The organism is Treponema primitia ZAS-2 (genome assembly GCF_000214375.1).
GTDB classification, from domain to species: Bacteria; Spirochaetota; Spirochaetia; order Treponematales; family Breznakiellaceae; genus Termitinema; species Termitinema primitia.
On sequence record NC_015578.1, the window covers coordinates 639847 to 652621 of the forward strand.

Here is a 12775-nt window from a genome sequence, read left to right on the forward strand (position 1 = left end):
TAATCAATGTAGAAGAGATGCGGTGTAAAAATTGGGCCAACGGTTTTGAAATGATTTTCCATCTGGATGAAAACAGGACGCTGGTTGGTAAAATCATGCCCCTTCCAAGGGGATTAGCCGCCAGTATTTCCCAGCCCCATGATTTGGTTATTTTTTTATACCGCCTTTGGCGAAGGGCAACCCGTCTTTTTTATAAAGCTTATTACCGGCGTTTACCCGGGCTGGAGTATAAGTGGGCCTCATATACGGGACAGGTGGAAACCGAAAAGTTTTTCAATGTTCTCTGCGATCTGCTCTCCCATTACCCGGATGGCTGTTCCCCGGAGTTCCGCCGCCAAAGTATAATTTTCCGCCACCATTCCTGGATCAGCCGCTTTGCCTCGATGAGGGACCGGCGCTAGCCAGGGTGAGTCGGTTTCCAGGAGCAGCCGATCCTGGGGCACAAAGGGCAGGGCTTCCCGCAGATTAGGGGCGTTTTTGTAAGTAAGGTTTCCTGCAAAGGAAATATAGTACCCCAGGTCCAGAAAGGTCCGGACTTCTTCTTTGCCATAGGAAAAACAATGTATCACCCCAATCACATCAGGCCGCCTTGCCAGGATCGCCGCAGTTTCCTTAGGGGCGTCCCGGGAGTGTATGATAATGGGAAGGTTCCGCCGCTTTGCCAGATCCAGCAGCATCTCCAGCAGTTCCTCCTCCCCGGCCTTGTCCAGCTCTGTCCCTGGGGGCAGTTCCTGATGATGGTCCAGCCCGCATTCCCCTACAGCAAGCACCAGTCCCGGCGGGGCTGCGGCGATGCAGGCTTCCAACTGGGGAACCAGTTCCCCCCTGCCCGCAATAGCCTCCGGGGTAGGCCAGAGCCCCCCGCTGAACCGCACCCGCTCAAACCGGGAAAAGGCCCCTATACGCCCGCTCAGGTCATCCGCCTCGGTCCCAATGTCGATGATACCTCCGAATCCCCCTGCAAAGAGCTCCCGTATCCGGGTTTCTGTGTCTATTATGGGGCCCTTTTGGGCGGGGAGATCCAGCTTGTCCAGCATGGAAAGGTGGGCGTGGGAATCGATTAACAGGGGCTTATCTGCGGGAAGTTCCGGAATGCTCATAGTTCTTGACCATAGCGAAGAGCTTTGGTAGTATCAAGGGGTAAAATGCCGGGGTGTTGGAATGGTAGACAACGGGGACTTAAAATCCCCTCCCCGCAAGGGGGTACGAGTTCGAGTCTCGTCCCCGGCAAAAAAAAGAGCGGCAAAGCCCAGTGGCCTTACCGCTCTTCACTTCCTTTTTAATATGTAACCAGATTCCGCTTACAGCTTAAACAGCAATTCCTCAAATCCCGGGAAGGGCCAGGCGTTCTTGGCCACCAGCTTCTCCAGGGCGTCACCCTTGGAGCGCAGGGTCTCCATGGCGGGGCGGACCTTTTCAAAGTAAGCCTTGGCCTGGGCAAAGTTTTCTTCGGCGCCCTGGGCTTCCGAGAGGACCGTCTCCAGTTTGGCCGCATCGTCGAAGAGTTCCGCCGACAGCTCGGCGATTTTCTTGGCCCGTTTTTCCTGGGAGGCGCTGGCGGCGCCTATGGCTGCCAGGGAGGATGCGTCCCGGGCCAGGGAGGCGGCATAGGAGGTGACCGCCGGGAAGATGGATCGGCGGGCCATTTCGATCATGACCCCCGCTTCGATGTTGATCTGCTTGGAGTATTTCTCCAGGTAGATATGGTAGCGGCTTTCGGACTCTTCCTTGGTAAAGACCTTGTGGGTCTCAAAGAGGGAAATAGTTTCGCTGCGAGTGAGCACCGAAAGGGCGTCCACAGCATTTTTAACATTTGGGAGACCCCGGCGCTCGGCTTCCCGGACCCATTCGTCGGAGTAGCCATTGCCGTTGAATACCACCCGGCGGTGCTTGGAGTAGGATTCTTTGATGACCGCTTGCAGGCCATCAATTTTGTTGGAAGCTTTTTCCAGTTTGTCGGCGAATTCCGAAAGCACCTGGGCCACCGCTACGTTAAGGTAGGTGTTGGGGGTGGCTATGGACTGGGAGGAGCCCACCATGCGGAATTCAAATTTGTTTCCCGTAAAGGCGAAGGGGCTGGTCCGGTTCCGGTCGGAAACATCCTTGGGAAGGTTGGGGAGGCTGGTAACCCCCAGCTTGACCTTCACCCCGGATTCGGATTTGCCCGAGACCTTACCCTCGGCAATATTGTCCAGGATTTCTGTTAAGGGGCCGCCAAAGAAAATCGACACGATGGCCGGGGGAGCCTCGTTGGCGCCCAGGCGGTGGTCGTTGGCGGCAGTGGCCACAGAGGATCGGATCAGCAGGGCGTAACGGTCCACCGCTTCCACCACCGCAGTGGCGAAGAGGAGGAACCGGGCGTTGGACTCCGGATTTTCCCCGGGCTCAAAGAGGTTGATCCCGTCGTCGGTAGCCATGGACCAGTTATTGTGCTTCCCCGATCCGTTTACCCCCGCAAAGGGTTTTTCGTGGAGCAGCCCCTCCATGCCGTGACGGCGGGCTACGCTCCGGATAGTTTCCATCACCATCTGGTTCCCGTCCACCGCAGCAGTGCTGTTGGCGTATACCGGGGCAATTTCAAACTGGTTAGGCGCCACTTCGTTATGCTGGGTTTTGGCGGGGATCCCGATTTTCCACAGCTCGTAGTTTAATTCGCGCATAAAATCTGCGACCCGTTCCTTGAGGGCGCCAAAATAGTGATCCTCCATTTCCTGGCCCTTGGCAGGGAGGGCCCCAAAAACGGTCCTGCCCGTAAGCATGAGGTCCGGGCGCTGGTCGTAGAATTTTTTGTCCACCAGAAAGTATTCCTGTTCGGGGCCAACGGTGGTGTATACCCGTTTGGCAGTTTCGTTCCCCAGGGCGCGGAGTACCCGCAGCGCCTGTTTGTTCAGGGCGTCGATGGATTTGAGCAGGGGCACCTTTTTGTCCAGGGCCTGGCCGTAGTAGCTGATGAAGGCCGTGGGTATGCACAGGGTGGTGCCTGTGCGGTCCTGTTTGAGGAAAGCCGGGCTGGTCACATCCCAGGCAGTATAGCCCCGGGCTTCAAAGGTGGCGCGGAGGCCGCCGGAGGGAAAGCTCGACGCATCGGGTTCGCCCTTGATAAGTTCTTTGCCGGAAAATTCCATGATCACCCGGCCGTCTCCGGTGGGGGAAATAAAGGAATCGTGTTTTTCCGCAGTCAGCCCGGTTAAAGGATGGAACCAGTGGGTAAAGTGGCTGGCCCCTTTTTCTATGGCCCAGTCCCGCATAGAGGCGGCTACAACCTCCGCCGCTTCCAGGGTCAATTCCTTTTCGCCCTCCTGGACCGCCAGGATTTCCTTGTAAATATTCTTGGGCAGCCGCTCGCGCATGACTGCATTAGAAAAACTGTTGGAGCCGAACAATTCGGCTACCGGGGTCTTGGTAAAATCAATGCCGCCTTCGCAGCAAGGATCGGAACAACTCATATACATCCTCCGTTATTAGAATTTCATTTGTATTATTATGTAGCAAGAAATATGCCAAGTCAATGAAATTGCCCGGAATAGTATACGATTTTTACATCCTCAGGGGTCTAATCTAATTAATTGTGATAAAAGGAATTATGAGGCGGCGCATTTCTGCGGGATTTCTCTTGCAGGGGGTGTGATAGGGGAGGGGGGAAGCAAAATATGATAAAGATACAGAAATGTAGTTTTTGGGGTAAAACATACATTTGTGTAGGGTTTGTTTTGTGCATTGATGGGGAAAACTTCTTGGCGCCTCACCCGCCAACCGGAATCTCTACCTTCACTATGGTACCTTCGCCCCTCTCGCTCTCAATCGCCAGGCGTCCCCGCAAAATTGCCGCACGCTCATACATACCCCGAATCCCCAACTGGGCCGAAGCTGACCCGCCGGCAAACCCCTCGGCTCCAGGGCGGTAAACCGGCGGGTCAAAGCCCTTCCCGTCATCAGAAACACTGATGCACAGACCGGCGCCATCTTCTCTGTATTGCACATTCCGCATGGCCCGCACAACTACTACGATTTCCGAAGCATTCGCGTGTTTTTCAATATTGGTCAGGGCCTCCTGGACAATTCGGAAACACTGTAACTGCATTTCTTCACTCATCGGATCAAGCCGCAGGGTATCCTCTATATCGATACGGCAATCAATCCCTGTGCGCTTGCCGTAATCGTAGCAAAGCCGCCGCAGCGCGTCGGGCAAACCCTGAAAGATGAAGTCCGGGGGTACCAGGGTGTCGCAGATAGACCGCACCCGCCTGATAAGCCCCTCCAGGGCCGCCGCGATTTCCGCGCAAATATCATTACGCTCCCGGGCATCGGAAACCCGCTCTATCTTCCCAACCCGCAAGGCCAGGTAATGCAGGTCCTGGGCCACCGTGTCGTGGAGTTCCCGGGCAATCCGGGACCGCTCCTGTTCCAGAGCCAGCATCATTTCCCGGGAAAAAACCTGTCCGTGCTGTTCCCGTTTGCGGGCATGGCCCAGGGCCCGGTAGAGCTGCCATACCGCCAGGGTCGCCACGGCCATTAAAAAAGTAAAAATCAGGAATAGATGAAGATACGTTTCGTTAATGGAATCCGCCAATTCCCCGTCCACCATCTGCCACCGGATCAATGCCCGGCGAATCTCCATAACCAGGGCCAGCGCATCCTCCCGCCGCCCTGCTTCCAAAGCCGCCGTAAAGGAAGCGGTCAAATCCTTCAGCTCCCGGACCTCGGTCTCCTGGGAAAAGGGAAATATCCGGTTGACCGGGGAAGCTAAAAAACCACCCACGTAGGCGGTGAAATCATCCATGGATCGGCGAAACTGCCCGCCGGCTTCCAATTCCTGCTCCACCGCCAGCCACAGTTCCGCAGCCCTATGGGCCGTATACTTCCCATCGGAATGCCCGCCGGTTTTGCCCTCTGCTCCGGGGGTTTTCAGGGGAACCAGGAGCCCGTACAGAGGAATAAGCATACATACTAAAAGCCATTTTTTTGATCCCATAGACTCGCTAAACCTCCTGTTCCGCCGATAGCCAATAAGTGCGGTATGGATTATAGTGTAAACCATGGGGACAAATTCATCCACCATATACAGGGTAAAGCTCGTTTTATGCTGCCTCTTTGCGGTGGGGGCCAACTTTTTATTAACCCGCTTTAAGGGGGATGTACTCGCCCTGCCCCTGTACCTGGACACCCTGTTTACCTGTGCCGTCACCTTTGCTGCGGGCCTTTTACCCGGTATCTGTACCGCAGTGCTCACCGCTACCACATTCCCCTACATTTTCTATGGGGTCCACAAGGATACCCTGTTTGTCCTCTGTTCCATCGCAGAAGTTCTGTTGATATGGAGCTTCCGCCGCCGTCTTTCAGAAGAGAAGGGCGCTCCGGTCCAGGTCTCTTTTGTCAACAAAGTTGCAGTCCTGTTTATCCTGGCAGTTTTCGCCTGCCTCATGGAAAGCCTTTTGGGCGGGGTGATTGATTATTTTCTTTTTAATTTTTGGGGTGAAACAAAATTCAGGTATTCCCCGGAGGATCGGTTCAAGCTGGGGCTTCTGCGGAATAATATGCCCCTGCTCTGGGCGAGCATCATTTCCCGGCTCCCCATCAACATAGTGGACCGGTTTATCGTGATTTTTGGCGGGTATAGCGTGTCATTGGGGATTAGGAAATTTTTCAGGGGGCGCTAGGCGGCTTCACCGGAAAGAGTAAAGCCGCATTCTTGTACTACGCTGTTAATGCCACGGCGAATCATTTTAACATCTGGAATAACAAAAACAGCGGGATTATTTTTCAAGGTACGGTCTCCCGTACCCTGAGCCGGGCGGGGAAGGGCTTATCCCGCTTGGTTAGCCGGGATAAGCCCTTGAGATCGTCTATTTGCCTGACCCTGTAATTAAGGGCGTACTGGATACGGCGGAGCTTTTCGGCCTTTTTAGCGCCCTTGTGGGCAAGGCCCCGGGCCGGTTCCGCTGTCGCCGTATCCATACTAGCGTCCTTTATTCTGCTGCAACGTCAAGATAGGCTATATGGGCGCTGGTGGTGCTGCCGCCTCCGTTGAGGAAGGTGCTGCCGCTTCCAACGGCGATAAACCGATTGTTCCCAAAGGCTATGCTGTAAATCTCATGGGTTCTGAGGAATGTGCTATCGGATGACAAGGTCCAGGTTGCGCCATCGTCCTTGGAGGTAGCAATCTTGCCGCCTATGCCGCCGGCGACCCAGGTGCCGTTCCCATAGGCTATGGCTCGGACCCCAGAGATCCAGCCTGAGGTGTAATCAAATGGGTTGTTCGTTACCTTCGTCCAGGTTGCGCCGTCGTCCGTGGAGGTAGCTATATCGCGGGAGCCGACGGCGATCCAGGTGCCGTTCCCATAGGCTATGCTTCTGAAATCGTTGTCGATGCCGGAGGCGCTGCTGAATATGCTCTGCTCTATCTTGACCCACGTGCTGCCATTGTTTATGGACTTTGCCATAGAGCCGCCTGAGCCGCCGCCGATCCAGATGCCACCCCCATAAGCCATGGCGCTCATGTAGGTGCTGGCTGCTGATGTCTGCGTCCAGGTTCCGCTATGACTAGAGTAAGCTACCTTGTTGTTCCCGGCGGCGACAAACCTGTTGTTCCCATTGGCTATGCCCGAGATAGCGGTGGTACCGAATGAGCTATTCGCTGCCAGCGTCCAGGTTCCGTTTTCGCCAGTGTCGGAGCTGGCTATCTCGCCGTTAGAGCCGACGGCGACCCATTTGCTGTCCTCGATTGAGTCGGCTTTGCCATAGGCTATGCCGTTGATGTTATAGCTAAATGGGCTCACTGCACCTGCCCAGGTTATGCCATCGTCTGTAGAGTAACGTATCCTACCGGCTTGGCTGACAGCGACCCATTTGTCGGTCCCATTATAGGCTATGCCTGTTATCCGAGACCCGAAAGCATCTAAGTCAGAGTTTGACATCGGCGGCGCCGTCCAGGCGGGGCCTGTGTAGGGATCGCTCACGGTTATCGTAAAGTCCTTGATGTAGTCGGTGGAAGGCGTCTTTCCGTTGGCAATGGTGGCGGTTATGGTAAGGGTTCCCCCTTCGCTGGGGGTAAAGCTGGTTCCGGTTATTGCGGTAACGCCCGCGCCCGCCGTTTTGACGCTCCACACGATGTCCTGGTTGGTGGCGTTATCAGGCGTCACGGTTGTGTAGGGCGCTTGGTAGCCGCCGTTTGAGTAATAGTTGTTTAAACCGATCAACGTATTTTTGATGGCGGTTTCAGGGACGCCTGAAATGTCTGTTACCGGCACGAAAGCGGCGGCAACGCTTATCGAGAATTCCTGGGTGTAGTTGGAGGACTCCGTCAGTCCGTTAGTAATGGTTGCGGTGAGGGCAACGGTTCCTTCTGCGGAAGGGGTAAAGGTGTTTCCGCTTATGGTTCCTTTGCCTTCGGGGACGGTCCATACGATGGTTTTGTTGGTGGCACTAGCAGGAGCCACGGTTACGGCGCTTAAATCAAGCGGAGCATCCACATACCATGCTGTGGGGACCTCTGAAATGTTTGTAACGGCTGTAAAAGTGGCGGTGTCATTAATGGTTATCGTAAAACTCTCGGTATAATTCGAGGATAACGTCAGCCCGTTGGTAATGGTACCGGTTATAGTAACGGTTCCAGCTGCGGCAGGGGTAAAGGTGCTTCCGCTTATACTGCCCGCGCTTGCAGGGACGCTCCACACGATAGTCCTGAAGGTGGCGTTATCAGGAGCCACGGTTACGGTGCTTAAATCAAGCGCTGTATTTATGGTTCCCGTTGTGGGTACGTTGGTAATGCCCGTTACCGCTACAAAATTGTCGGGGTCAATAATGGTAATAGTAAAGCTCTGGGTGTAATCGGAGGAAACCGCCGCCCCGTTAGTAATGGTGGCGGCTATGATTACGTTTCCTTCTGCGGTAGGGGTAAATTTACCTCCGCTTATGTCGGTAACGCCCGCGGTGGAAGAGGTGAGGCTCCACACTATGGTCTGGTTGGTGGCGTCAGCAGGATCCACGGTTGCGCCGCTTAATGAAAACTCCACGTCTTTGACTCCGGTTGAGGATACCCCTGAAATGCCGGTTACCCCTACGAAGGGAGGGGTGTAGGGGTAGTTAGGAGGGCTGGTAGGGTCGCCGCTGCTATCATCACCGCACGCGGTAAACGCCAAACCCAATGCCAGCACGGCTGCCAGCAAACTAAAGAATCGAAGCTTTTTCATAGAAAAGCCTCCTTTTTGTCTATGAACCGCCCCATAGGGGGCAGCTTCTTTCATGCCGCACAAGCGGCGCGAAATACAGGGGACATGAAAACGCCGCTTTTTTGTCCCCGGGGCGGAACAATAAAAGCGGCGTTTTTTCGTGAAGATATAAGTTGTAACGTTTGTAAATTCGAAATTACATGGGGGGGGGGGGGGGGGGGTAATAGTAACAGTAATACTGCTTTTTTATTAAACAGTAAATTCAGAAAAATGTAGATAATCGGCAAAAACGCATAGACCATTAGTACCCCCTTTGTTTTTTGCGGTTTACACCCCAAAAAACCATTTTGGTAAAAGGTACTATGAAAAAACCATTTTGTCTCGAAAATTTGGATAATTCTTTCAGAAAAAAGCAATTTTACTAAAAATATTTTTTTAGAACCGGGAGTCAACTCCCGACTTTTGATAAAACAGGGAGTTTGCTCCCGGTTTGTAGGATCGCACTATTACTGTGCGGTGTCTCTACAGGCTCCCTAATTCTTCCCGCTTTGTAAGCCCTGTCTTAAAGTAAATATGGCTGATATGGTTTTCCACAGTATGCAAACCAAGGGAGAGCGCCGCAGCAATCCGCGGATTATCATAGTTCTGTTTAACCAGGGCCAGTACATCCCGTTCCCGCTTGGTAAATTTGGCGTACGCATCGGTCTGGGCATTGATTTTAATCTCCAGCCGGGGATCGATAAACAGCTCCCCCCGCATCACCGTATCAATGGCCTGTAAAAGTTCTTTTTCGCTGGCCGATTTTGGCACATAGCCCATGGCCCCGCTGTCCATAGCTGACCTGATCCGGAAGGGGTCTTCATACACCGAACACACCAACACTGCGGGTATTTTGGCTTTCCGCAGTTCGCAGTATTTTTTCAGGTGCCCAATAAAATCAAGCCCGTTCTCCTCTCCCAGCGAAATGTCCAGAATCACCACATCCACCGGGAAATGAAGCTCCATAACCCGCCGGGCTCCCTCCAGGGAAGGCGCCTCCCCCACAATGGCACAACGCCCCGTATCGGTCAGGCAGGAGGCCAAACCCCGCCGGGTCAGGGGATGGTCGTCAATCAGCAAAACTTTGATTTTATCTTTAGTCATACTTCTAACCTCAGATCGGCAAATTAAGTTGACTATAAACAATCACTGAAAAAGAAACAAGCCGTGGGAAATTTACAAAAAAATGTAGAGACAGAATTGACAAATACGCATAAATATGATATATTGTACGTATGGGGGATTTTACGAATAGAAAATTGACATTGAGCCTTGATTCAAATGTTATAGATTTTGCACATGATTTTTCCAGAAAAACTAATAAACCAATTTCGAAAATTGTTGAAATTTTTTTTTTGGAATTAAGAAATAGTAATACTTCCGGTTTATCTACATACTCACCGTTTCTTTGATAGCATTTTCGACAAGCATATTGAGAGAGATACCGCGTGCGGAAGCGGTGAGTACCGCTTTTCGGTGAAGGTCGGTACTTATCCGCACGTTAAACGACCCCTTGAACGGTTTTTCCGGTTCTTTGCCCTTTCCGGCACAAAATGCCAAATAGTCGTCAACAAAACCTTGTATAAATAGTCAAAAAAGACTAATTTAGGGTTAAGGTGGTTTTATGAGGACGGTCCAATTGAATATCGAACTCCCCAATCTGGTTAATTCAACCGAATTTGAGCTTAAAGCCCTGTTAGCTTCAAAATTATACGAAAGGGAAGAGCTATCCCTTGGCCAGGCGGCGAAGGTAGCAGGTTTGTCTAAACGGGCTTTTATAGAAATACTGGGGAATTATGACGTTTCGCTATTCTCCGAAAGCGAAGAAGATATACGCGCCGATATAGCAAATGCCTAGTATCATTTCTAATGCCAGTTGCTTGATTGTTTTATCCAATGTAGGGCAGTTGGATATTTTGCCCGGACTTTATGAAACCATCATTATCACCCCGGAAGTAACACAGGAATTTGGTATGCCCTTACCTAAATGGGTACAGGTGATCCCAGTCTCCGATTCCTATAAAATCCAAATGCTTCAAGGTTCACTTGATTTGTGTGAGGCAAGTACCATCGCGTTGGCTATTGAAACACAAAATTCCTTGATGATCCTGGATGATAAAAAAGCCCGGCGTGTCGCTCGGGATTTGAACCTTCAATTAACCGGTACTCTAGGGGTAGTTGCTAAGGCTTATAAAGCCGGATTGATTTCAGATATTTCAAAACTTATTGAGAATTTACGAAATAGTAATTTCCGTGTTCCCCGTAATTTTGAAACGATAATCCTTAACAAGGATATGAGTAGAGAGTAGTGAGCCAGGCGGTGCCAGGCACACTTTTGCCTGTTCGCTCTCTTGATAACCCATGTGGTATCTTGTTCCTTCTTAGTAATATTGAAAGGGGTAATAAATGGCCCTATCCGGAGACCTTAAATAAGCTTGCAAACGCTCTGGGGATTGAAGTTTTTGAACTTTTCAGACCGGAGAAAGCGCTTACTGAGGATATAAAGGCTTTGATGGACCGTCTTGTCCAGGATATATCAACATCCGTAAATAATTCCATAGAAAGTACCTATCAGCAGTACCGCCAGGAACCCCGGAAGAAATAAAAAGGCGGCACAGCCTGCGGGCTAAAACCCGTGCCATGCCGCCCTCATCGCTTTTTTACATACCCCCCAAGGGGGCTGACCTTCTTTTTACTGGCAGCCGTCTTATCCGATGGCCGCAGAGCCGGTTTCACCGGTACGGATCCGTATGCATTCCTCCACAGGTAGGATGAATATTTTTCCGTCCCCAATTTCCCCGCTCCGGGCGCCCCGGATTATGGCGTCTACCGTGGGTTTTACAAAGTTGTCATTCACCGCAATTTCGATGCGGACTTTCTTTAAAAGGTTCACCTCAATCTCAATACCGCGATACTGCTCAGTATAGCCTTTCTGTTGGCCGCAGCCCATGGCATTGGTAACCGAAATTTTGTAAACTTCGGACTTGTACAATTCCTGCTTAACTTCGTTCAGCACATGGGGCTGTATATATGCAATAATTAGTTTCATTCTACTCCTCCTTACATGTTACTGAAAATCTGGAAGCCTGCGTAAGCTTCCGACTTGTGTTCGCTGCGATCGAGCCCTATGGCTTCTTCTTTTACACTGACCCGCAGTCCTACTGTCGCCTTAATCAGGAGGAAGAGGATAAGACTGGTAACAGCCGCCCAGGCGCCTACGGCAAGAATGCCCAGGGCCTGAATTCCCAGCTGGGTGAATCCGCCGCCATGGAGTACCCCCACCGCAACGCCGTCCACCTGGCCCCAAATACCGACTGCTAGGGTACCAAAGATACCGCAGACCAGGTGTACCGATGAGGCGCCGACCGGGTCATCGATCTTGAGGACCTTGTCAATAAACTCGACCGACAGAACCACGAGCACACCGGCGATAAGGCCGATGGCAACCGAGGCCCCGGGACTTACCACAGCGCAGGGAGCGGTAATGCCTACAAGTCCTGCCAGAAGACCGTTCAGGGTCATGGAAGCATCGGGTTTCTTAAACCAGATCCAGGAGAAAAACAGCGCCCCTACCGCCCCCGCAGAAGCTGCCAGAAGTGTGGTAACGCAGACCCGGGCAATATTAAGGCCGCTCCAGATTCCGCCATCACCCACGGTGGCTATGCCGGTTGAAGCACCGTTAAAGCCGAACCAGCCGAAGAACAGAAGAAGTACGCCCAGGGCCGCATAGGGGATATTATGTCCCGGAAACGCTTTAACCGAAACTTTTCCGTCCGCCCCTTTGGTATATTTCCCGATACGAGGGCCAAGGACCGCAGCGCCAATGAGAGCTGCCCAGCCACCCACGGAGTGAACTACTGTGGAACCGGCAAAGTCGTGGAAGCCAAGCTGAGCCAGCCAGCCGTCGCCGCTCCATATCCAGTGGCCGGAAATGGGGTAAATAAACGCCGAAATAAAACAGGTATAAATCAGGTAGGATTTAAATTTGGTCCGTTCCGCCATGGCGCCTGAAACGATGGTCGCCGCAGTAGCGGCAAAAACCACCTGGAAAAACCAGGATTTGTAAAAGCCGCCGGAATCGAAGTTCAGTTCCATGGGACCATGGAAAAATTCCGAAGTGCCAATAAACCCGCCCTTATCCTGGCCGTACATGAACGCCCAACCTATGGCCCAATACACAAGCGCACCAAGACAGAAGTCCATCACATTTTTCATGGTAATGTTGGTGGCATTTTTTGCCTGGGTAAGCCCGGTTTCAACCAGGGCAAATCCGGCCTGCATGATAAAGACCAGGATGGCCCCTAAAAACAACCAAACCACATCCAGGGAAAACCCCAAGGATTCGATACTTTCCTCGGCAAAGAGGGAAACACCCCCCATACACAGGACAAGTATCCCCAAAATAATTAACCTTTTTCGCACCTTTTTGTCCTCCAATAAGTCGTATTAAAATAGAGGTTGCAAGAATCGTGCCATATTTTGAGAAAAGAGTTTAATTTTCGAGAAAAATTTGAAAATAGAAAAAAATTTAAAAATTAAGAATTAGAAGTAATAGATAAGAAAAGAAA

Annotated in this window: 14 protein-coding genes and 1 tRNA gene; 6 read left to right on the plus strand and 9 right to left on the minus strand. The window is 51.9% G+C overall.

What is annotated here, in order from left to right:
- Positions 1–239 precede the first annotated feature (239 nt).
- Positions 240–1100: a TatD family hydrolase gene (locus TREPR_RS02805; RefSeq protein ID WP_015706769.1), complete on the minus strand. Its 861-nt coding sequence runs from the start codon at positions 1098–1100 to the stop codon at positions 240–242.
- 47 nt (positions 1101–1147) lie between these two features.
- Here TREPR_RS02805 and TREPR_RS02810 point away from each other — a divergent pair.
- A tRNA-Leu gene (locus TREPR_RS02810) sits at positions 1148–1230 on the plus strand.
- A 71-nt stretch (positions 1231–1301) separates the two neighbouring features.
- Here TREPR_RS02810 and TREPR_RS02815 read toward each other — a convergent pair.
- Both TREPR_RS02815 and TREPR_RS02820 read right to left on the minus strand, forming a co-directional pair.
- Positions 1302–3446 carry a glutamine synthetase III family protein gene (locus tag TREPR_RS02815; RefSeq protein WP_015706770.1) on the minus strand — a complete coding sequence of 715 codons (2145 nt, stop codon included), beginning with the start codon at positions 3444–3446 and terminating at the stop codon, positions 1302–1304.
- A 296-nt stretch (positions 3447–3742) separates the two neighbouring features.
- Complete coding sequence (locus TREPR_RS02820) at positions 3743–4972, minus strand: sensor histidine kinase (RefSeq protein ID WP_015706771.1); 1230 nt, start codon at positions 4970–4972, stop codon at positions 3743–3745.
- 64 nt (positions 4973–5036) lie between these two features.
- On the opposite strand from TREPR_RS02820, the gene TREPR_RS02825 reads away from it, so the two are divergent.
- A complete protein-coding gene (locus TREPR_RS02825; protein ID WP_015706772.1) occupies positions 5037–5657 on the plus strand; it encodes a hypothetical protein in 621 nt (206 codons plus the stop codon).
- Positions 5658–5760: 103 nt separating this feature from the next.
- On the opposite strand, the gene TREPR_RS02830 is transcribed toward TREPR_RS02825, so the two are convergent.
- The 3 genes from TREPR_RS02830 to TREPR_RS02840 form a co-directional block, all read right to left on the minus strand.
- Positions 5761–5955 (minus strand): hypothetical protein, encoded by a 195-nt coding sequence (locus tag TREPR_RS02830; RefSeq protein ID WP_015706773.1) that lies wholly within the window; start codon positions 5953–5955, stop codon positions 5761–5763.
- A gap of 11 nt (positions 5956–5966) precedes the next feature.
- On the minus strand, positions 5967–8189 hold the full coding sequence (locus TREPR_RS17770; protein ID WP_052299691.1) for a sialidase/neuraminidase family protein: 2223 nt from the start codon (positions 8187–8189) through the stop codon (positions 5967–5969).
- Between the two features lie 501 nt (positions 8190–8690).
- Positions 8691–9311, minus strand: coding sequence for a response regulator transcription factor (locus TREPR_RS02840; protein ID WP_015706776.1), 621 nt, complete (start codon positions 9309–9311; stop codon positions 8691–8693).
- 131 nt (positions 9312–9442) lie between these two features.
- Between TREPR_RS02840 and TREPR_RS19215 the strand changes: the two genes are divergently transcribed.
- Positions 9443–9619 (plus strand): DUF6364 family protein, encoded by a 177-nt coding sequence (locus tag TREPR_RS19215; RefSeq protein ID WP_425358171.1) that lies wholly within the window; start codon positions 9443–9445, stop codon positions 9617–9619.
- Here TREPR_RS19215 and TREPR_RS19220 read toward each other — a convergent pair.
- Entirely contained in the window at positions 9597–9767 is a 171-nt protein-coding gene (locus tag TREPR_RS19220) for a toxin-antitoxin system HicB family antitoxin (RefSeq protein WP_015706777.1), read from the minus strand. The two genes, TREPR_RS19215 and TREPR_RS19220, sit on opposite strands and share 23 nt — an antisense overlap.
- A 79-nt stretch (positions 9768–9846) precedes the next feature.
- Here TREPR_RS19220 and TREPR_RS02850 point away from each other — a divergent pair, with 79 nt between their 5' ends.
- From TREPR_RS02850 to TREPR_RS02860, 3 genes are read left to right on the plus strand one after another with little or no spacing between them, the layout of a single operon-like run.
- Entirely contained in the window at positions 9847–10065 is a 219-nt protein-coding gene (locus TREPR_RS02850; RefSeq protein WP_201765760.1) for a UPF0175 family protein, read from the plus strand.
- Positions 10058–10516 carry a PIN domain-containing protein gene (locus TREPR_RS02855; RefSeq protein ID WP_015706779.1) on the plus strand — a complete coding sequence of 153 codons (459 nt, stop codon included), beginning with the start codon at positions 10058–10060 and terminating at the stop codon, positions 10514–10516. The genes TREPR_RS02850 and TREPR_RS02855 overlap by 8 nt, the downstream gene beginning before the upstream one ends.
- Complete coding sequence (locus TREPR_RS02860; protein ID WP_148257221.1) at positions 10516–10812, plus strand: helix-turn-helix domain-containing protein; 297 nt, start codon at positions 10516–10518, stop codon at positions 10810–10812. Before TREPR_RS02855 ends, TREPR_RS02860 begins: the two co-directional genes overlap by 1 nt.
- A gap of 102 nt (positions 10813–10914) precedes the next feature.
- Here TREPR_RS02860 and TREPR_RS02865 read toward each other — a convergent pair whose 3' ends face one another.
- Both TREPR_RS02865 and TREPR_RS02870 read right to left on the minus strand, forming a co-directional pair.
- Positions 10915–11256, minus strand: coding sequence for a P-II family nitrogen regulator (locus tag TREPR_RS02865; RefSeq protein WP_015706781.1), 342 nt, complete (start codon positions 11254–11256; stop codon positions 10915–10917).
- A gap of 11 nt (positions 11257–11267) precedes the next feature.
- Positions 11268–12629 carry an ammonium transporter gene (locus TREPR_RS02870; RefSeq protein WP_015706782.1) on the minus strand — a complete coding sequence of 454 codons (1362 nt, stop codon included), beginning with the start codon at positions 12627–12629 and terminating at the stop codon, positions 11268–11270.
- Positions 12630–12775 lie beyond the last annotated feature (146 nt).